This window comes from Peptoniphilus harei (assembly GCF_016726485.1).
In the GTDB taxonomy this organism is placed as follows: Bacteria; Bacillota; Clostridia; order Tissierellales; family Peptoniphilaceae; genus Peptoniphilus_A; species Peptoniphilus_A harei.
The window spans coordinates 926,735-945,532 of sequence record NZ_CP068103.1; the positions used below are offsets into that span (position 1 = coordinate 926,735).

The 18,798-nt window shown below is 33.8% G+C and carries 20 protein-coding genes, 1 tRNA gene and 1 other RNA gene; 10 read left to right on the forward strand and 12 right to left on the reverse strand.

Features of this window, described 5'->3' with window-relative positions:
• Positions 1-28: 28 nt before the first annotated feature.
• Together I6I93_RS04285 and I6I93_RS04290 are read left to right on the forward strand one after the other, a co-directional pair.
• Positions 29-589: a chromate transporter gene (locus tag I6I93_RS04285; protein ID WP_112889575.1), complete on the forward strand. Its 561-nt coding sequence runs from the start codon at positions 29-31 to the stop codon at positions 587-589.
• A complete protein-coding gene (locus I6I93_RS04290; RefSeq protein WP_070699998.1) occupies positions 582-1,139 on the forward strand; it encodes a chromate transporter in 558 nt (185 codons plus the stop codon). The genes I6I93_RS04285 and I6I93_RS04290 overlap by 8 nt, the downstream gene beginning before the upstream one ends.
• Before the next feature lie 60 nt (positions 1,140-1,199).
• Here I6I93_RS04290 and I6I93_RS04295 read toward each other — a convergent pair whose 3' ends face one another.
• Together I6I93_RS04295 and I6I93_RS09370 are read right to left on the reverse strand one after the other, a co-directional pair.
• A complete protein-coding gene (locus I6I93_RS04295) occupies positions 1,200-1,982 on the reverse strand; it encodes an ADP-ribosylglycohydrolase family protein (protein ID WP_112889576.1) in 783 nt (260 codons plus the stop codon).
• Between the two features lie 90 nt (positions 1,983-2,072).
• A complete protein-coding gene (locus I6I93_RS09370; protein WP_256584869.1) occupies positions 2,073-2,165 on the reverse strand; it encodes a type II toxin-antitoxin system RelE family toxin in 93 nt (30 codons plus the stop codon).
• Positions 2,166-2,314: 149 nt separating this feature from the next.
• Between I6I93_RS09370 and I6I93_RS04305 the strand changes: the two genes are divergently transcribed.
• Positions 2,315-4,942 carry a leucine-rich repeat protein gene (locus I6I93_RS04305; RefSeq protein WP_112889577.1) on the forward strand — a complete coding sequence of 876 codons (2,628 nt, stop codon included), beginning with the start codon at positions 2,315-2,317 and terminating at the stop codon, positions 4,940-4,942.
• 224 nt (positions 4,943-5,166) lie between these two features.
• On the opposite strand, the gene I6I93_RS04310 is transcribed toward I6I93_RS04305, so the two are convergent.
• The 7 genes from I6I93_RS04310 to I6I93_RS04340 form a co-directional block, all read right to left on the reverse strand.
• Positions 5,167-6,432, reverse strand: a complete 1,266-nt coding sequence (locus I6I93_RS04310) for an erythromycin esterase family protein (RefSeq protein ID WP_112889578.1) — start codon at positions 6,430-6,432, stop codon at positions 5,167-5,169.
• A gap of 118 nt (positions 6,433-6,550) precedes the next feature.
• The gene (locus I6I93_RS04315) at positions 6,551-7,516 is read right to left on the reverse strand and encodes a sensor histidine kinase (protein ID WP_112889579.1); all 966 of its coding nucleotides are present in this window, start codon (positions 7,514-7,516) and stop codon (positions 6,551-6,553) included.
• Positions 7,497-8,186: a response regulator transcription factor gene (locus I6I93_RS04320; RefSeq protein WP_112889580.1), complete on the reverse strand. Its 690-nt coding sequence runs from the start codon at positions 8,184-8,186 to the stop codon at positions 7,497-7,499. The genes I6I93_RS04315 and I6I93_RS04320 overlap by 20 nt, the downstream gene beginning before the upstream one ends.
• 186 nt (positions 8,187-8,372) lie before the next feature.
• On the reverse strand, positions 8,373-8,846 hold the full coding sequence (gene tnpA / locus I6I93_RS04325; protein ID WP_112889581.1) for an IS200/IS605 family transposase: 474 nt from the start codon (positions 8,844-8,846) through the stop codon (positions 8,373-8,375).
• Between the two features lie 180 nt (positions 8,847-9,026).
• A complete protein-coding gene (gene pta / locus I6I93_RS04330) occupies positions 9,027-9,998 on the reverse strand; it encodes a phosphate acetyltransferase (protein ID WP_112889582.1) in 972 nt (323 codons plus the stop codon).
• Between the two features lie 54 nt (positions 9,999-10,052).
• Positions 10,053-11,027, reverse strand: coding sequence for a dihydropteroate synthase (gene folP / locus I6I93_RS04335; RefSeq protein ID WP_112889583.1), 975 nt, complete (start codon positions 11,025-11,027; stop codon positions 10,053-10,055).
• A gap of 88 nt (positions 11,028-11,115) precedes the next feature.
• Positions 11,116-12,111: an MBL fold metallo-hydrolase gene (locus tag I6I93_RS04340; RefSeq protein WP_112889584.1), complete on the reverse strand. Its 996-nt coding sequence runs from the start codon at positions 12,109-12,111 to the stop codon at positions 11,116-11,118.
• 47 nt (positions 12,112-12,158) lie between these two features.
• On the opposite strand from I6I93_RS04340, the gene I6I93_RS04345 reads away from it, so the two are divergent.
• Entirely contained in the window at positions 12,159-12,575 is a 417-nt protein-coding gene (locus I6I93_RS04345) for a hypothetical protein (protein WP_112889585.1), read from the forward strand.
• Between the two features lie 136 nt (positions 12,576-12,711).
• On the opposite strand, the gene ssrA is transcribed toward I6I93_RS04345, so the two are convergent.
• The 3 genes from ssrA to I6I93_RS04360 form a co-directional block, all read right to left on the reverse strand.
• Positions 12,712-13,055, reverse strand: a transfer-messenger RNA (tmRNA) gene (gene ssrA / locus I6I93_RS04350).
• A 24-nt stretch (positions 13,056-13,079) separates the two neighbouring features.
• Positions 13,080-13,730, reverse strand: a complete 651-nt coding sequence (locus I6I93_RS04355) for a VanZ family protein (protein ID WP_070700056.1) — start codon at positions 13,728-13,730, stop codon at positions 13,080-13,082.
• Positions 13,727-14,365 carry an HAD family hydrolase gene (locus I6I93_RS04360; RefSeq protein ID WP_112889586.1) on the reverse strand — a complete coding sequence of 213 codons (639 nt, stop codon included), beginning with the start codon at positions 14,363-14,365 and terminating at the stop codon, positions 13,727-13,729. Before I6I93_RS04360 ends, I6I93_RS04355 begins: the two co-directional genes overlap by 4 nt.
• A 186-nt stretch (positions 14,366-14,551) precedes the next feature.
• On the opposite strand from I6I93_RS04360, the gene I6I93_RS04365 reads away from it, so the two are divergent.
• The 6 genes from I6I93_RS04365 to I6I93_RS04390 all read left to right on the forward strand — a co-directional run bounded on the left by I6I93_RS04365 (position 14,552) and on the right by I6I93_RS04390 (position 18,791).
• A tRNA-Pro gene (locus I6I93_RS04365) sits at positions 14,552-14,628 on the forward strand.
• A gap of 171 nt (positions 14,629-14,799) precedes the next feature.
• Positions 14,800-15,120, forward strand: coding sequence for a hypothetical protein (locus I6I93_RS04370; RefSeq protein WP_112889587.1), 321 nt, complete (start codon positions 14,800-14,802; stop codon positions 15,118-15,120).
• A gap of 4 nt (positions 15,121-15,124) precedes the next feature.
• Positions 15,125-16,003, forward strand: coding sequence for an AAA family ATPase (locus I6I93_RS04375; protein WP_112889588.1), 879 nt, complete (start codon positions 15,125-15,127; stop codon positions 16,001-16,003).
• Positions 16,004-16,012: 9 nt separating this feature from the next.
• Positions 16,013-17,704 (forward strand): VWA domain-containing protein, encoded by a 1,692-nt coding sequence (locus I6I93_RS04380; protein WP_112889589.1) that lies wholly within the window; start codon positions 16,013-16,015, stop codon positions 17,702-17,704.
• 373 nt (positions 17,705-18,077) lie between these two features.
• The gene (locus I6I93_RS04385) at positions 18,078-18,392 is read left to right on the forward strand and encodes a YdcP family protein (RefSeq protein ID WP_000420681.1); all 315 of its coding nucleotides are present in this window, start codon (positions 18,078-18,080) and stop codon (positions 18,390-18,392) included.
• Positions 18,393-18,410: 18 nt separating this feature from the next.
• On the forward strand, positions 18,411-18,791 hold the full coding sequence (locus I6I93_RS04390) for a YdcP family protein (RefSeq protein ID WP_407673044.1): 381 nt from the start codon (positions 18,411-18,413) through the stop codon (positions 18,789-18,791).
• Positions 18,792-18,798 lie beyond the last annotated feature (7 nt).

Consider the following 18,798-nt stretch of genomic DNA (forward strand, 5'->3'; position numbering starts at 1 on the left):
TTGTGCTATAATTTGATGAGGTGATTTAATGAAAAAAATTTCTATCTCAAAGTTATTTTTAACTTTTTTTAAAATAAATGCCATAACCTTTGGAGGAGGCTATACAATTGTCCCTGTTATAAAGGACATTTTTGTATCAGACCTAGAACTCATTGAGGAAGACCAGATGATGGATATAGTTGCCATTTCCCAAGGTGGACCTGGGGCCATGGCAATCTCTTGCTCAGTCCTTACAGGTTACTACTTGAGAGGGCCTCTTGGAGCAATAACTTGTCTTGTTGCATCGGCTCTTCCCTGCCTTATAATTTTGTCAGTGATTTCAAATTTCTACCAAGAATTTAAGTCAAACTTTTTTATAAACGCAGCCCTAGAAGGCATCAGTGGAGTGATCTCTGCAGTCTTATTTATAACAGTGGCCCGCATGGGGATTTCTTCTTACAAGAACAATCCACGTTTTAGTGCAGCCATGATTATCCTAGTCTTCTTGGTTGCCTTTTTCACAAGTATCAACACAGGACTAATAATTTTATTCTGTGCTATCGCAGGAATTTCTTATTTTAGTGTTATGGAGAGGTACAAAAATGCTTGATTTATTCTTAATTTTCTTTAAAATCGGATGCTTCGCCTTTGGTGGCGGTTACGCAGTAATACCCTTGATATCAAAGTATGTTGTTGAAGAACACGCCTGGATCTCTACAAGAGAATTTATAGATTTGATTTCCATTTCACAAATGACTCCAGGACCAATTGCCATTAACTCGGCAACCTTTGTTGGACAAAACGTCCACGGAATCCTTGGCTCAATTCTTGCAACAGCAGGACTTGTCCTTCCTCAGTTCATCCTAATGATGATCTTGGGATACTTCCTCTTTAGCAAGGGCAAAAAATTTAAAATCATGGACTACTCCCTCCTTGGTATCAAAGCAGGAGTTGTGTCTCTCATCTTTATAACAACCTTAAAACTCTTCCAATCATCAGTATTCCCTGAAGGACTTAAGCTTGAAGGCATGAGCCTGGCAGCACTTATCTCCTTCGTCCTAGGCTTCGTCCTCTACATGAAGAAGGTGGACCTCTTTAAGCTAATAGGACTAGGGGCAGTGATTGGGATTGGAGTCAAATACGCTTTGACTCTTATGTAAAATAAAACTCCTTGGATTTTTCCAGGGAGTTTTTCTTTATTGTTTCAATTTTTAAATTTTCTAAAATAAACACTCCTCAATCATTTCTTTGTTCTTCAATTCATCCACCCACTCTTTTGGAAATTCATCAAAGCCATAGATAATTCCTGCCAGTCCTCCAGTCACTGCTCCAGTGGTGTCTGTGTCATCGCCAAGATTTATTGCCTTGAGGACAGCTTCCTTATAAGAATTTGTATTTAAAAGACACCAAAGAGAGGCTTCGAGAGTGTGAAGGACAAAACCTGTTGACTGGATCTCATCTTCAGATTTGTTTTTTATATGGTCAAGGCCAAGGTCTTCAAGTTTTTCTCCAGCAATTAACTTTCTTGCAAGATGGACATAATCTAGGCAAGCCTTTTTAGAAATCTCGTGAGCGTGAGTTATACTTGATACACTTTCAATTTCCTCATCACTGGCATCGGTAAAGGCAAGGGGCAAAATCCTCATAAGAGACCCGTTGCCATTGGCATAAAAATCATCAATCCCATGACCTTCTGCCAAGGCTTCTCTTGTCGTCATACCAACATCAAATGTCTCTCCATGACAAGCAAACCTTCCTTCAAATAGCCAGGCCTCAAAATTTTTTCTAATATCCTCGACATCAACTTTGTTTTTATCCTTTATGGACTTGCAAGTGGCAAGGGTCATGCTAGTATCGTCAGACCAAGTTCCAGCAACTTGGTTCCAAGTTCCAAAACCCACCATGCCTGTGCAAGTGAAAGTCCCCCTTTTCTTAAACTCAAAAGGAACACCAAGAGCATCGGCTATGGCAAGTCCATAAATTCCATCCCTAAGCTTAGACATAAATATCCTCCTTCTTGGTTTACTTTTGTAAAATGTTAAATCAATTATATAAATAAAAGGCAAAAAAATAAAGACTCCCCTAAGGAAGTCTTATGAATAAATACTTTTTCTATGGCCTACATCAATGGCGAAGATTATTAACTTGTCGTCGTCAATTTTTGCAAGGAGTCTATAGGCACCAATCCTACACCTCCTACGGCCTTACCATAAAGTCTTTTAAATAATTAAAACATTCTAAATAAATTTTACTTTACTTTTGATTTTTACTATAATTAGACTAAATGAAAACATTAGCAAATATTTATTTAAAAAATTAATTATAGGAGGTTTAAATGAATTATAAAAACTCAACAGTCCGAAAAGTATTGTTAGGAGCTACTCTTTTTTCTGTATTAACGACTTCATTGCCTAATAGTGTGGTAGCTGCAGATACATATGTTACAAATAATGTGGAATCTACTTCTACTGTCGATAAAGATGAAAATCAATGGGAAGCAGATGACTTTGTGTATGACACAATCTTTATTGATGAATTAGGTAAAAATATAGTTTTAGTCAAGGGTTTCTCTGAGAAAGGTCTTAAAAAATTAGAAAACACTACAAGCCTTACTATTCCGAAGTATTCTGCTTCAGGTGATCTAATAACTGGTATAGGTGAAAATGCATTTTCAAATACAAATATAGTTAATCTGAATTTACCTGATTCTATTGAAATAATCTGCGATGGAGCTTTTTCCAATTCACCTAATAAAATAAAAATAGAAAGTATTAAATTGCCAAAGAATTTAAAAATAATAGAAGAATATTCTTTCTTTGGTAATGGCATTTCTTCTATCGAATTACCAAATAATCTAGAAAAAATTGGTAAAAATTCTTTTTCTCAGAATGCACTTAGAGAAATAGAGTTACCCGATTCTGTAAATGAGATTGGAATAGGGGCGTTTTCAGGAAATATTATAAATTCGGTTAAACTTCCTAAAAATATCCAAAAAATAAGTTATGGTGCATTTAGCCATAATAGGATAAAAGATATCATTTTACCAGAGTCTGTTATTAAAATCGAAGAAGATGCTTTTTCTCATAATCGAATTGAGAATCTTACAATTCCTAAATCAATAAAATACTTGAGTGGGTTCTCAAACAATAATTTAACTAATATCAAACTTCCTGATACTCTTGAAATAATTGGTGAAAGGGCTTTTTCTAGTAATAATATTAAAAAATTAAATATTCCTAATTCTGTTAAAGAAATAGGTCCAAATTCTTTTTCTATCAATAATATTTCTGATTTAGTGCTTTCTAGCTCTTTAAAAACTATAGAAGCTCATTCTTTTTATTACAATAAATTAGAAAATGTTAATATACCCAACTCTGTAAATCTTATAGGTGCCAATGCTTTTTCTTTTAATAAAATTTCTAAAATAAAATTGTCTGATAATTTAAAAGAAATTGGGAGAGATGCATTCAGGAATAATCTTTTAGAAGAAGTGGATTTTCCAGAGTCAATAATTAAAATCGGAGAATCTGCTTTTGATCAAAATAGTTTTACAAGTTTTAAAAATTTCCCAAAAAATCTTATTTCTTCAGATTCTAATAACATTACCAAATATGAAGGATACTTAGACCAAAGAATAGTATTAACAGCTGTTAATGGTAATTTTAATCTTAGTTTGGAAGACGCTGAAAAAAGTTATGAAATTAATGATCCTTCAATTATAAAAAAATCTGATGGTACTTATTCTTTAAAGAAAGATCCTCAATTTAATTATAGGAGATTACGTTTAAAGGTTGAACCTTATTGGGATGTTGAAATTAATAATATTATAAACTTCAATATAAGCTATGATCCTAATGGTGGAGTAGGTAAAATAAATAACGAAACTATAAAAATTGATGATTTCTATAATCTAAAATTACCAGAAAATAAATTTACTGCTCCTCAAGGTAAAAAATTCATTGGTTGGAAACCTGTCGTTGAATATCATAGCGATTATCATGCAAACAAAGATGAATTAATACAAAGAAACAGACTGTTCTTACCAGGTTCACGAGCTGCTAACGCAATTAATGGAGATTTAAGATATATGAAAAGCATTAAATTTATTGCTCAGTGGGAAGACATTAATAAAGACACTAATCCTCCAAGAAGACCTGATAACAATAGACCAAATATCCAAGATGTTAATTTAAATAATACTAAAGACTATATTAAGAGACTTTTAAGAAATGAAGGAATATTAACTCCATCTAAGTCTAATCAAATTGATAAGGCACAAACTGTTGATGAGCTGATTTATCTTAACAACCTGTATTTAAAAGATAAATACAATCAAAATAAAAACACACAAACAGTTGTTGAAAAACATTATATAGAGAAACCTGTTTACATTTATAATAATGAGACAAGATACATTGATAGGAATACAAAATCTCATATAGCTTCATATGTACCTAAATATATTTCTAACGATTTTACAAAATCCGACGAAAAACAAAATGACGTTAAGGATTCTAAAGTTCAAAAAAATAATAATACTAGTAAGTATTTTAAATTCTTAATCGGTATGAATTTATACTACAAAAATATTGATGGAAAAGATGAGCTTTTTGAAATGGATGTAGCTCCTTTTATTGAGAACGACAGGACTATGATGCCATTGAGATATGTTGCCGAAGCTCTATCATGTGATGTTAAGTGGGATAATAAAACTAGAACAGCTTCCTTCACTAAAGATGGAGTTACCGCTTCAATTCAAATTGACGGGGATGAAATAGTTCTTTCAAATGGAGAAAAAGTAAAAATGGACTCTAAACCAATAATTAAAAATGACAGACTTTGTGTTAGTTTAACAAATGTTGCTAAAGTATTTAATTTAACTAACGGAAATACTAAAGATAAAATAGACCAAGATATTGAATGGGATCAAGAATCCAAAACCGTAACTATTAATTTAGATTAAACATATAATTTAATATTTGCAAAAAGTCACATGCATTGAGCATAGTGACTTTTTTTGTTGCATAAATAAAGACTCCCTTAAGGAAGTCTTATGAATAAATATTTTTTCTGTGGCCCACATCAATGGCGAAGATTATTAACTTGTCGTCATCAACTTTTGCAAGGAATCTATAGGCACATAGGCAAATATCTTACAATATTCAAGCCTACAAAATTTTTCCAAACTTAAGCTTCATCAATTACTGCAAGAGGTTTTGCATAATAAACAAAGATCATTGCATCATATAAATCTTTTGGGACTTCCTTTACTCTATAAGTTCTTGGTATGAATTTCATTAGTGGAGAGTATCCTTCGCCCAAACTTATCATGTTGATTTCTTTATTTATAAGGTCAAAAGTTTCCCCATCTTTAACTTTTGTAAAATCTAAATAATATTTTCCTTTAAATTTTCTAGCACTGTTAGCTAAAGGATCAGCAGAGACAAAGACATGGTTTGACCTCTTGTTATCTGGACCAACTTCGTTTATGTTTACTATTCCCTTATAAAAGTCAGTGCCAATAATAAAATATTCTTCGCCAAATATTTTCTTTAAGTGAGACCCCATTGGCTCATAAAACTTTTCACTTTTTGCGATGTGACCATTATGACCAGAAATTAAAAGCAGATCATTTCCCTTTGATTTTTCAAAATCACTTATCCACTTAACATTCTCAGCCATAAGCTCATCTCTCACATTGTTTACTTTTACATAATCATTAAAATCTAATTCGTAATACTTAACACTATCCAAGACATTTGTAAGAGCTCTTGAAAGAATTTTTGCCTTAGGAGAAGATAAGGCGTCTGTGTGAGCTTTTATTTCCAACAACAAATCTTCTTTATCTTTTATCTGTGAAATCTTAAATTTTTCATCTTTAATAAAGGAAAATTCCTTTTGTAAGTCTTTTTCCTGTAAAATATTATTTTCCTTACAAAAATCTAAAATTAACTCCATGGATTTTTCAGGATTTTGCATGTCAAAGCCGTAAAAAGAAAGTTTGTCCTCATCCTTTGCTTTTTGGTTGTAGTCAAACATATAGTTTATAAGGTCATTCATATTCTTTGTGTGATAAATATTAAAAGAAAGAATTCTTGAAATATTTTCATCTCTCTTATTTCCATGAATGTAATTATTTATTATCATTCCTTCGCCAAAATCAGCTTCAATGGCAAAGCTCTTTAAATTATTTTTTTCAACTAAGGTCTTTAAAACTTCTAATTTTAAATTTTGAAAATCAGAGTTTCCGTGAGTCGCTTCCCCAAGTCCAACAACTTTCACATTATCATCTAAATTTATCTGGCTTACCTCTTTGCCATATTCTTCTATATCTGAAATATTTTTTCTTGCACTTAACTTCGGAAGATTAATCCACAAAAAATCTCCAATCCCTATAAGAATAATAAGGGATACTAAAAAAATTAAAATTCCTTTGAATATTTTCTTTATCATTTTCTCACCTCTTACTACATTATAAATTGTATAAAAAAATAAATCCTTTTATTTACATAACAAATAGAGCTTTAATGTGACATTTTTGTAAGATATAAAAAAAAGAGTGCTAAACACTCTAATCCAAAATATTTTTTAAATTTATAAACATCTTTGTGCCAACCTTTTGCTCTGACTCACACCTCAATGTCACTCTTAAAGACTTCCCAATATTCTTTGAGAGATTTAGTCCCAGTCCCGTTGACTTTTTCTCCAACCTACCGTTGTAACCAGTGTATCCTGCATCAAAAATTCTCGGCAAATCTTCTGGCATTATTCCAATTCCATTATCTTCAATTACAAGTTCATTTTTCTCTAAATAAATTGCAATCCTTCCATTATGCGTGTACTTGATTGCATTAGAAATAATTTGTTCTAATAAAAAAGAAAACCACTTGGCATCAGTTAAAATTATTTTCTTAGTTTCAAAAAAGTCTACCCTATTATTTTTTCCAATAAACTGAATCGAATATTTCCTAATTACTCCCTTAATAATTTCATCTAAACTGTATTTGCTAAAGACATAGTCTGTGCTATCTGCATTCATCCTTGCATAGCCTAAAATATTTCCCACATACTCTTCGATCTCAAAAATCTCTTTTTCACAATCTATTTTGTTTATTTCATCTTTTTTGAGTAAAAGTTTTAATGCAAATATTGGAGATTTTATTTGATGAGTCCAAATAGTTAAGTAGTTTTTCACATCTGCTTTTTTCTTTTCTCCAATTTCTTTAATTCTTTTATTTTCTTCTACATTTTTATAAAGAGCCTTTGATAATGGAGACTCATAAAGTTCTAATATTTTTTCGTAGTTTTTTCTATTTAAAATATCTATTTCTTTTCTGTAATTCTGATCCCTTATGGAGTAAAGAATAATCATATAAATAAAAAATAAAAATAGATATAAAAAAGCTATGTAAGTTGACTTATCTCTATCAAATTCAAAAATTAAATAAGTTCCCAGGATATAAAAAAATATGAAAAGTCCAAGAATTAATGTGAATTTTTCTCTCTTTAAAAAACTTTTAATTGGCAGGTGGGACATAATAGCCTACTCCTTTCTTAGTCTTTATTAGGTCAAAAATCTTTATATCTTCTAGATTTTTTCTCAGACGCATTACATTTACTGTTAAGGTGTTGTCGTCAATATAAGAGTCAGTTTGCCAAATTTTATCAATAATTTCATCTCTATTAACAACTTTACCTGGCTTTTCCAAGAGAATTTCTAAAATTTTAAATTCATTTTTCGTGAGCTCTATTTCTTTGTTTTCTCTTGATATAATCATCTTGTCGCAGTCAAGGCTTATATCTTTGTAAAGAATATTTCTTGTCTCAATATATTCGTAAGCTCTTCTAAGCAAGGCTCTTATTTTTATTTGTAATAGGTCTAGTTCAAAGGGCTTAGTCAAATAATCATCTGCTCCAAGATCCATTGCCATTATCAAATTTAAGTTTTCATCAGCAGCTGAAATAAATAAAATTGGAACTTTAGAATTTTTTCTAATAATTTTGCACCAATGATAGCCATTGTAAAAGGGAAGAGTCACATCCATTAAAACTAAATCAGGATGAAAGTTTTTAAATTCATCAAAAATATTTTGAAAGTCCTCTGCAATTTTTATCTCATAATTCCAAAACTCCAGGTGTCTTTTAATTTCTTCTGCAATCACCTTGTCATCTTCTACTAAAAAAATCTTCCACTTTTTCTTTTCCATATCTTATATAACCTACTCTTTTAACTAAATTTTACTTGACATCATTATATAAACAAAAGGCAAAATCATAACCACCGGCTGAGCCGGTGGTTTGTTTTGCCCCTATAAGGGGCTGTTACCGGCAGCATTCCATGCTTCGAACTTTCTTTCTCGTGCACCAATTTTCACAGCTGGTGCTAAAGCACCTTATTTTTTGCTTTTGTTTACTTGCTCACCCGTAAACGGGTCAACAAATTCTTTAATGCTTATTTGATCTGCCATGTAATCTTCTTTTAATTGATTTTTTATATATTCTTGTATCTTTTTCACATTCTTTCCTGCTGTGTCTACATAGTATCCTCTGCACCAAAAATGTCTATTTCCATATTTATATTTTAAGTTTGCATGCCTATCAAATATTATTAGACTGCTTTTTCCTTTTAAATATCCCATCGTTTGAGATATGCTGTATTTTGGTGGAATTTCCAACAACATATGGATATGGTCTGGACAGCATTCCGCTTCTATTATATTTATTCCTTTTCTATCACATAAATCTCTTAATATTTTTCCTATATCTTGTTTTAATCTTCCATATATTAATTGCCTTCTGTATTTTGGAGCAAATACTACGTGATACTTACAATTCCATGATGTATGTGATAAACTATTTTTATCCATTTTAGGATACCTCCCTTTTCTATTTATGCTACTGCCAGTAACATTAATAGTTTATCACGGGAGGTTTTTTGCTTGAAGCTAAAGCTTATTTTCCTACCACCAGCATAGCTGGTGGTTTATTCATACTAAAGCGTACAAAAATAAAGACTCCCCTAAGGAAGTCTTTAAGTCTATTTTTTATTAAAGAACTGCTTGTGCTGCTGTGATGATAGCTAGTGCGTAAGCTTCGTCTTCTACACAACCTCTTGAAAGGTCGTTTACTGGAGCGTTAAGTCCTTGTAGGATTGGTCCTACTGCCTTAAAGCCACCAAAGTATTGTGCAAGTTTGTAGCCAATGTTACCTGCTTCAATGCTTGGGAAGATAAATACATTTGCGTGACCTGCTACCTTTGATTCTGGTGCTTTTTTAGCTGCAACTCTTTCGATGAAGGCTGCATCAAATTGAAGTTCTCCATCAACTGCCATTTCTGGATTTCTTTCTGCTGCCATCTTAGCTGCGTCTGCTACCATTGTTACTCTTTCGTGAGAAGCTGATCCGTGAGATGAGAAGGAAAGCATTGCAACCTTTGGATCAATGCCAAATTGTTTTGCAGTTTCATTTGATACTACCGCTACTTCTGCTAGGCCTTCTGCATCAAGGTCTGTGTTAATTGCACAGTCTGCCATTAGGTAAAGCTCGTCATCTCTAATCATGATGAAGGCACCTGAGCATCTCTTGTATTCTGGTTTTGTCTTTATGATTTGAAGAGCTGGTCTTACTGTGTCTGCAGTTGTGTGAGCTGCACCAGATACAAATCCCTTAGCTTTTTCCATATATACAAGCATTGTTCCAAAGTAGTTGTTGTCTTTTAGGATATCTGCTGCTTGTTCTTCGTTTACTTTTCCTTTTCTTCTTTCTACGAAAGCCTTGATCATTTCATCTTTTCCTTCGTAAGTTTCTGGATTAAGGATTTCTAGATTTCCAAGTTCAACGCCTTCTTTTTCTGCAAGAGCTTTTAGTTCTGCTTCGTCTCCAAGAACGATTGGCTTAATGTCGCCTTCGTCGTTAAGTCTAATTGCTGCTCTTAAGATTCTTCTGTCGTTTCCTTCTGGAAATACTATTTCTGGTTTTGCTTCTCTAACTTTTGTTTTTAATTCTTCTATTAGTGCCATAATTTCCCCCTAATTCTATTAACAAATAATATTATATATCTTATGAAAAATAATTTAAAGTGAATAAGCCTTAAAACTTACATCTTCTATTACTTGGTTAAGTCTAACTGAATCTGCAACTAGCTTTGCAAGACGGTGGTGGTCCATTGTGTGGACTCTTAAAACTTCTACACCCTTGTAAGCTGCAATAGTCGTAAGGGCTGCTGAAGCTTCGTCCCTATTTTCAAAGCCTTCTTCATTGTTGCCGTCAGCATCAATATTGTTTTCACTTAAAATATTTGTTATAAATCTCTTTCTTGAAACTCCAAGGAAGCTAAAGCATCCCATGTCTCTTAAGACGTCAATTTTATCAATCAACTTTAAATTTTCCTTTTTTGTAAGGGCAAAGCCAATGCCTGGGTCAAGCATAATTCTTTCTCTTGAGATTCCATTTGCTTCTGCACGTTCAAGTGATTTTGATAAATATTTTTTCATGACTTCCACAACATCCATCTCTTCAAAGGATTTTAATTCTTCTTCAGTGAAAGCTCCTTCGCCCCCAAAAGGTGGGAAGTTGGCAGATGACTTGTGGTTTGGCCTTGCAATCTTTGGGTTAAACATTAGGATTGCACCAACATCACTCTTGCCCACAACTTCTGCCATTCTTGGGTCTCCCATAAAGCCTGTGATGTCATTTACAAAGTCAACTCCTGCTTCAATTGCTGCTTCAGCAACGTCTGCCTTCCATGTGTCAATAGAAAGTGGGACATCAGTCATTGTCTTTAATTCCTTTATAACAGGAACAACCCTTTCTATTTCCTCTTGAATCTCAACATAGTGGGATCCTGGTCTAGTAGATTCACCACCAAGGTCGATCATGCCGGCACCAGCTTCTATAAGTTCAAGAGCCCTCTTAATGGCCTTGTCCTTGCCATACCACTTGCCTCCATCAGAGAAGGAGTCCGGTGTAACATTTACAATTCCACAAAGAATAGTTTCTCCGCCAGATTTTAAAACTTTATCCTTATATTTACAAACTAAATTTTCCATAATTCACTCCAAATTTTATTTCTTCCAATTATTTACTTACTAATCCATAAATATTTTATGACTTGTAGCTTCTTAAATCAAATAAATTTTACTTTGCGTAGTATAAAAGGACTCCGTCATCAGTCCACTCAAAGTCAGCCTTGCCTATGGCCCTTAGATGTTCAAGATGGGCGTGGGCTTCTCCAGCTGCGAAAAACTTTTGAGTATTAGGGAATTCAGAAAAGTCTCTGGCCCTCATATCCCAAGTCATGTTCATGGCAATATCCCTAACAGTGCACTTGCCCTTTTCCTTTAAAGTCTTGTAGGCTTCATCCACCCTGTGTTGGTGATGGGCCTTCAATTCATCAATCCTCTTTGGCACATCTTCAATAAGGGCCCTGTGAGAAGAATACAAGTGATCAATTGGCAAGTCTCTTAACTTTTCAATATTTTTAAGATACCTTCCTAGACTGTCGCCCACTGTGAAGTTCCAAAAAGTTATATTTGGAGTGATATCTCCCAAGAGGTGGTCGCCACAGAAAAGAATTTTTCTTTCTTCTTCATAAAGACCAACCATGCCAGGAGTGTGGCCAGAAAAGTCCATTCCCTTAAAAGTAAAGTCCCCAACTTTTAAAATATAGTTTGGATTAAAGGACACATAGGGGAACTCTGACTTAGGTCTGTAAATAAAACCAGCGTGCTCTTCGATTTTTAAGTTGTCTTCTTCAAGTCCTTGGATGTGAGTAGTATCCATAACTTCCTTCCATCTTTTTGAGTTAGCATCAGCCATAGAAGACATCATCCTGTAGTCAATATCTCCCATGTAAATATCAATGCCAAGCTCTTCATGAAACCATGAAGCAAGACCTGTGTGATCAGAGTGAAGGTGGGTCAAGAATAAAATTGTCTTGTCATAGTCAACCTCCATGTCCTTCATAAAAGAAAGCATCTCATTTCTAATTTCTTCTGTGTTAAAGCCTGTGTCCACAATCATGGCTTCGCCCTTGGACTTGACCATGTAGATGTTGATGCTCTTTAGGGGGTTGCCCTTAAGTGGAACAATCTTACAATAAACGCCATCTGAAAGTTTTTTAATTTTTGACATATTACCTCCCATTGCTCATTTCATGTATAATAAATACGAGGTGAAACATGAGCGATTTTTTATTAAAACTATTTGAAGTTGAAAGCATTAATAAACTGCCTATAGATAGATTATACCCCATTGTGGAGGCTTTAGACCAGGACCAGAGGAAGCTAATCGCTTCTTCTTATGATCTTGGCCTTGAAGGACTAAGCGAAAGAGAAGAAATTGATGCAATCCACGAAACCATTTTGTCTAAGTTTAAGGACACTCTACTTTCCTTTGATGAGAAGGAACACAAGTCCTTTTACGACTTTTACAATGGAGCTGTAGACTATTCAGACGAGAACGTCTACGTCAATATGAAAAAATTCACAAGACTTGGACTAATGTATCTCTTCTTGTCTAAAAGTGGCGGCTACTTTAACTTTGTAATACCAGTGGAGTTAGTGGAAGAGTATGAAAGACTACTAAAGTCTTCATAAGATAATTTTATTCGGCAAATAAAATTAAGAATACAATTAAAAATGTATAAATACGGAAAGGGACTTAAATTATCTTAAGTCCCTTTTTGTGAGTTTACGCAAAATAAAAAAGCCATTCACATGAATGACTTTGCTTTGGTGGAGGCGGTGGGAGTCGAACCCACGTCCGAAGACCTCTTACAGAAAGATTCTCCGAGTGCAGACTCCTCTTTAGTTTTCCCCTGTATTACTAGAGTGTCAAACTCATACAGGGTATCGCCATAAACCCCCTCTGCTATGACGCATCACAGAGTTCGTTTGCCCGCTAATTTGAAACCCGGTTGCAGATCGCGGTGTCTGGCCGGATTGCTACCTAATTAGGCAGCTAGTGCGAAATTATTTTCGTCGTTTATTTTTTAATAGACCATTTTTACGTTGTGTGATCCATCAACGACTCGCTACTTTAAGCTCAAAATCCCCGTCGAAACCATTTTCGCCCCCATATTTACTTAGACTAAAATTATACTAGATAGCCTGGTCTTTGTCAATTTTAGAGGGCCTTGGTCTTCTCTTTCTTCTCTTCTTCTTGGCAAATTTATATCTTAAAATCTTATCCCAAATAAGATAACCAATAAAAGATCCCAAGACATTTAAAATTAAATCGTCAATGTCCACTGACCTTCCAATAAAAAATTGGATGAATTCTACAAAAAAGGATGTGGCAATGGATAAGCTTATAATTTTTAATAATCTTCTAAACTTTGGAAAAATTTCTGGTACTAAAATTCCAAAGGGGATAAAAATTATTATGTTCCCAAGTATATTTGTAAGTGTGTGGGTGAAGCCTGAATATTTTATATAGTTTTTCATAGTCCTAAAGGGAACTAGGTTAACTCCCCAGGCTCCTGATGATAATCTATCTTTAAAGTTGCCAACAAAGTCAAAGTTCTCGTTGGTCAAATTTATTCCAGAACCTGCTATGTAGGAGTTGGGCATAAAAAGCATTATGGCTAAAAAAACCAGGTAGGCTGCGAAAAGGCTAAGCAAAAATTCTCTAAAGCCTGTGGAATTTTTCTTCCTGTGACTAAAGAAGTTAACTCTTATAAGGGAAAAGCCTAGGAAAGTAATTATAAAGGCAGGTACTATTCTTACTGCAAAAAATAAAAATAATCTCATAAATTTTTCAATTCTAATAATCTCTTTACAGAATTTTTATTTTCACTAACAATTGTTGACCAAGTGTCCTTAGAGTTCTCGTCATAGATGCCAATAGTTTTAAGTCCTGCTCTCTTTCCTGTCCTTAGGGCAAGGTAGGAATCATCTACTAAAAATACATCTTCTGGCCTTTCTCCCAGTTCTTCTGCAATTGATGTGTAAAATTTTTCTTCTGCCTTTAGGTGCCCCACTGAATCTGCTGTGTAGAGGCCGTCAATAAATTTATCTATCCTATATTTTTCTATAACTATGTTGGCGAAGTGGGCTGCAGTTGATGTTCCTATTACAACCTTCATCCCCTTGTCCTTAAAATATTTTAAAATTTCAAGACATCCTTCTTTAGTTTCAACCTTGTTTCTATAAAAATCTTCAACAGTCCTGCTAAAGTCTCTCATAAGTTCTTCAAAGCTTTCTTCTAATTTATAGTAGTCTTTTAAATACTTTAAGGATGCGTCCAAGTTCATAGTTGTCATCTTGTGCTGGACTGCATCTTCTATATCTATTCCCTTGGTCTTCATGAAGTTACGAGAAACACTTCTCCAATATTTCATAGAATCAACTAGGGTTCCATCTAAATCAAAAATAATAGCCTTCATCTTAGCTCCTTTCCCATAGTACTATTATTTTAGTTGTATTTTTATTAGATTTCAAGTAAAATGAATTAGATAGCTTTTGAGAGATTAAATTTTTTGTAAAAAAAGCTTTGACAAATATTTTTTACATGCTATAATAGTATTTGTTCGAAAATAAAATACAAGTTTTCACTTATGTGAATCTGTCGTCGGGGTGTAGCGCAGTTTGGTAGCGCACGTGGTTTGGGACCATGGGGCCGGGGGTTCGAATCCTCTCACCCCGACCATTTTTTTATCTGAAGGTTTATGCCTTCTTTTTTTTTGCAATTTTCTGACTTAGATTTTTCCTAAACAATCTTAACTTGTTGTGATTTATTTTTAGACTTATAATTGAAATAAGATTAATTATATGAGTTACTTTTTTAAGTATAATCTACAGGACTTTTTAAGGAGGTCTTATGAATTTTATATTAAGTGATAAGGCTCTGTCCTTTTTAAAAAAGAAAAATATAAGTAAAATTTTTGTAAATCCTGATGTGGACGTCAAGGCATCTTGCTGCTCTGTGGGCACTTTTGACTTTGACATTTCAATAAAGGATAATGGAGACACAAAAAGGTATAAAAAAGTAGAAGTCTCTAATATATCTATTTTTTATAACCCAACTATTGATCTCTTTTTTAAGGGTCATGAGGACATAGACATTATTATTTCTGCCATAGGTCTTGGGAATTTTAAAAAATTGTATGTAGAGAATGAAATTAATTCAATTGAAAAGTGATAATATGAATAATAAAAAAATTCAAGACTTTATAAGGTCTTACGACTTAGATGAAAAATATAAGGAAAGGATACCTAAGCCACACTTTCTATATTCTGGTGACGAAATTTTAGATATGGCAACATCTGCAATCTTGGCGGGAAAAAACATCCTCCTTGTTGGAGATAAGTCTACAGGTAAAAACGTCTTGGCAGAAAATCTGGCCTACATCTTTAAAAGGCCTCTTTGGAACCTATCCTTTCACATAAATATAGACTCTTCTGTCTTAATTGGTGACGACACCTTAAGAGATGGAAATGTCCTATTTCGAAAGGGCCCTATTGCAAGAGCTGCAGAGGTTGGTGGTTTTGTTGTACTTGATGAAATAAACATGGCCAAGAACGAAGCCATGGCTGTCCTTCACTCTATCTTGGACTACAGGAGGGTAATTGACATACCAGGCTATGACATAATTAGGCTTCACCCTGCCACAAGATTTATTGCCACAATGAACTATGGTTACGAAGGCACAAGAGAATTAAACGAGGCTCTCTTGTCTCGTTTTGTAATTATTAGGATGCCCCTTATCTCTCGCGAAAGACTTGAGGATCTTATTAAAAAAGAATATCCGTCAATGATGAAAGATTGTGTAAGGGATATTTCCAATTTTTTCTACGACTTAAAGTTAAAAGCTGAAGCAGGAGAAATTTCTACAACAGCACCAGACCTCAGGGGGATTTTTGATGCAATTGATCTTGTAAGAGAAGACCTTTCCCTTACTTCTGCCCTTGATTTAACTATTGCCAATAAACTTTTTGATCCCTTTGAAGAAGAAATTTTAAGAGACCTAATAAGGACAAGGTTTAAAGAAGACTTATATTTTGAAAATATTTTTCAAGAGTGACTGCTTATTATGGAAGATAAATTTTTAATAAAAGAAAAAAATCGAATAAAAAATATAATTTGGGACGGGTCCATGGACTATGACAGTGAACCCTTTATCACAGGCCAAGATATTTCTGGCAATCCCGACTTTTATGTAAATTTAATAATTGGCCTTTCTGCAAAATATTTTGGGTCTAAGAGTCTCGAGGACTTATTTTCTAACTGGGAGTACAATCTCAATAGGGATAAATTTGACTTATTCGCAGTCTATCTATTAGAAGATTTTGTCTATAAAAAAGAATTATCCTCTCGAAGAGTCTTGACTTCCCTAAGGGAAACTTACGCAAAGAAATTTTCAGAAGATAAATATGACTTGCAGCGAAAGAACCTGGCACTAAAGGAAAATTTATTCTTTGATCTCCAGATGAAAAAAATAAATACGATTTTGGGGAAAGACTATAAACTAAGTCCTAAAAGAGAAAAAATTTATAATAACTTAAGACTTTGTTGCGACACAAATGAAAATAATGTAGAAGAAAGAGTCCTTAAAATCTTTAGAGAAAATTTAAATTACAAAGAAAATGAACTTTTAAAATTTTCTCCCCTAAAAAATTTTACCTTCTTTGACTCCATGGGCTTTGTAAAACTTGAAAGATCTAACAAACCAACAATTTTTGGCGACTTCAAAAACAATAAAAGCTCTGGGCTTTCTGGACTTCTATATTCCCTTGCTGCAAAAAGACGAAGAGAGAGGGAAAACTTTATTGAAAAAAATTTTGGCAAATCAATTTATTCAGAAGACCAAATGAAAATAATCGAAGAAAAATATTTATTTGGAGCCCACAAAAAATCAAAACTCCATTTCACAAGAGGACTTGATAATAAAGACTTAAGTAAAGAAAAACTTGAGGAGTCAACAATAGAAAGGCACCTCTTAAAATTTAAGAAGGATAAAAAGTTTTACGACAAGGAGATTAAAAGCCTGTCCAAAAAAATTAGGGTGGCCCTCTCCCTCCAATATGGCGAAGAAGAAGTGGTGACCAAGAGGGGAAGGCTAGTTTCACGCCTGGCCTATAAGTCCATGATTACTGAAAGGGCAAATATTTTTTCCAAGAAAAATTTAAAGCCTCGCTCCATTATGAAAGTGGACCTAGTCTTAGACGCTTCTGCTTCTCTTTTAGAAGTTGAATCAGACATAGCAATTGAGGCCTACATAGTCTCCAAGTCCCTCGAAAACAACGACATCTTAAACAGAGTTATTTCCTACCAAAGTGTGGGCGACTATACAGTTATAAGCATCTTAAAAGATTATGGAGATAAGTCCGACCCCCAAAAAATCTTTCGATACAAGGCCATGGGTTGGAACCGAGACGGACTTTTTTATCGAGCCTATAAAAATTTAATCGAAAATATAAATGACAACCGTCTCACAATTGCTCTAACAGATGCTGAGCCTCGTGACATGAGACCCCTAAGTTCAAAAAATTTCTTTGGATCAAAAAAATATTCTGAAGAAGCCTCCCTTGAAAATACAAAATTGGAATTGGATAAGCTTAAAAAAATGGGTATTCACACTTCTGCCATTTTAAATAGTGACAAAGTTGACAACGCAAAGTTTTTATTTGGAAGTTCTTATATAAAAATAAAATCTGTAAGAGAAATTGCCAATGTGGCAGGTCGCTTTATCCAAAGAGAAATCGCCTATATTGAAAAGAAATAAGACTGCAGTTTTTTCTTACAATTTTTATTACTAAAAACAGTATAAAAATCTAATTATCCGCATAAACACTGGACTTATCACACTTTATCAAGGTCAAAACCACTCAATTTACTACTAATTTACTACTTATGAATGAGCTTTGATACGACGATTTATCCTTGAAAAGTGAAGATACAAAGATACTTCCAATAAAATTGAATATTTAATAGGTAGACACTTCAAAAAATGAGGTGTCTATTTTTTTACCCAATATTTGAAAGGAAGTGAACTTATGAAAACAGAAAATCAAGAATCAAAAGGTCGCTCCCCTCCCTTTAAGACCATCAAACAAACAAGATTTATCAAACAATAAAAAGAAAGGATAGGTAAAAATATGGAACTTAAATTTGTGATTCCCAACATGGAAAAAACATTTGGCAATTTAGAATTTGCTGGCGAGGATAAAGTAGAACAGCGAAGAATCAACGGACAATTAACTGTCTTATCTCGAAGCTACAACCTCTATTCTGACGTTCAAAGAGCAGATGATATTGTGGTGGTGCTTCCTGCTGAAGCTGGAGAAAAACATTTCGGCTTTGAGGAACGTGTAATGTTAGTCAATCCACGTATTACCGCAGAGGGCTATAAAATTGGTACTCGTGGATTCACAAATTACCTTTTACATGCGGACGACATGATAAAAGAATAAAGAAAGAGAGGAAAAATGATGAGATTACCTAATGGCATTGTATTAGATAAAGACGCTACATTTGGAGAATTAAAGTTTTCAGCACTCCGTCGTGAAGTACGAATCCAAAATGACGACGGTACGGTTTCAGATGAAATCAAAGAACGTACCTATGATTTAAAATCCAAAGGGCAAGGACGTATGATTCAAGTGAGTATTCCTGCCAGTGTTCCTTTGAAAGAGTTTGACTATAACGCAAAAGTGGAAATCATCAATCCAGTTGCAGATACCGTCGCTACCGCTACCTTCCGAGGGGCAGATGTTGACTGGTATATCAAGGCAGACGATATTGTATTGACGAAAGATTCCAGTACCTTTAAAAATCAGCCACAACCTAAAAAAAGAGCCAGCCACGGATAAATAGTCA

What these genes read in the sequence shown, in the direction of transcription:
- I6I93_RS04285 (WP_112889575.1), top strand. Translation starts at nt 29, where the DNA reads ATGAAAAAAATTTCTATCTCAAAGTTATTTTTAACTTTTTTTAAAATA.
- I6I93_RS04290 (WP_070699998.1), top strand. Translation starts at nt 582, where the DNA reads ATGCTTGATTTATTCTTAATTTTCTTTAAAATCGGATGCTTCGCCTTT.
- I6I93_RS04295 (WP_112889576.1), bottom strand. Translation starts at nt 1,982, where the DNA reads ATGTCTAAGCTTAGGGATGGAATTTATGGACTTGCCATAGCCGATGCT.
- I6I93_RS04305 (WP_112889577.1), top strand. Translation starts at nt 2,315, where the DNA reads ATGAATTATAAAAACTCAACAGTCCGAAAAGTATTGTTAGGAGCTACT.
- I6I93_RS04310 (WP_112889578.1), bottom strand. Translation starts at nt 6,432, where the DNA reads ATGATAAAGAAAATATTCAAAGGAATTTTAATTTTTTTAGTATCCCTT.
- I6I93_RS04315 (WP_112889579.1), bottom strand. Translation starts at nt 7,516, where the DNA reads ATGTCCCACCTGCCAATTAAAAGTTTTTTAAAGAGAGAAAAATTCACA.
- I6I93_RS04320 (WP_112889580.1), bottom strand. Translation starts at nt 8,186, where the DNA reads ATGGAAAAGAAAAAGTGGAAGATTTTTTTAGTAGAAGATGACAAGGTG.
- tnpA (WP_112889581.1), bottom strand. Translation starts at nt 8,846, where the DNA reads ATGGATAAAAATAGTTTATCACATACATCATGGAATTGTAAGTATCAC.
- pta (WP_112889582.1), bottom strand. Translation starts at nt 9,998, where the DNA reads ATGGCACTAATAGAAGAATTAAAAACAAAAGTTAGAGAAGCAAAACCA.
- folP (WP_112889583.1), bottom strand. Translation starts at nt 11,027, where the DNA reads ATGGAAAATTTAGTTTGTAAATATAAGGATAAAGTTTTAAAATCTGGC.
- I6I93_RS04340 (WP_112889584.1), bottom strand. Translation starts at nt 12,111, where the DNA reads ATGTCAAAAATTAAAAAACTTTCAGATGGCGTTTATTGTAAGATTGTT.
- I6I93_RS04345 (WP_112889585.1), top strand. Translation starts at nt 12,159, where the DNA reads ATGAGCGATTTTTTATTAAAACTATTTGAAGTTGAAAGCATTAATAAA.
- I6I93_RS04355 (WP_070700056.1), bottom strand. Translation starts at nt 13,730, where the DNA reads ATGAGATTATTTTTATTTTTTGCAGTAAGAATAGTACCTGCCTTTATA.
- I6I93_RS04360 (WP_112889586.1), bottom strand. Translation starts at nt 14,365, where the DNA reads ATGAAGGCTATTATTTTTGATTTAGATGGAACCCTAGTTGATTCTATG.
- I6I93_RS04370 (WP_112889587.1), top strand. Translation starts at nt 14,800, where the DNA reads ATGAATTTTATATTAAGTGATAAGGCTCTGTCCTTTTTAAAAAAGAAA.
- I6I93_RS04375 (WP_112889588.1), top strand. Translation starts at nt 15,125, where the DNA reads ATGAATAATAAAAAAATTCAAGACTTTATAAGGTCTTACGACTTAGAT.
- I6I93_RS04380 (WP_112889589.1), top strand. Translation starts at nt 16,013, where the DNA reads ATGGAAGATAAATTTTTAATAAAAGAAAAAAATCGAATAAAAAATATA.
- I6I93_RS04385 (WP_000420681.1), top strand. Translation starts at nt 18,078, where the DNA reads ATGGAACTTAAATTTGTGATTCCCAACATGGAAAAAACATTTGGCAAT.
- I6I93_RS04390 (WP_407673044.1), top strand. Translation starts at nt 18,411, where the DNA reads ATGAGATTACCTAATGGCATTGTATTAGATAAAGACGCTACATTTGGA.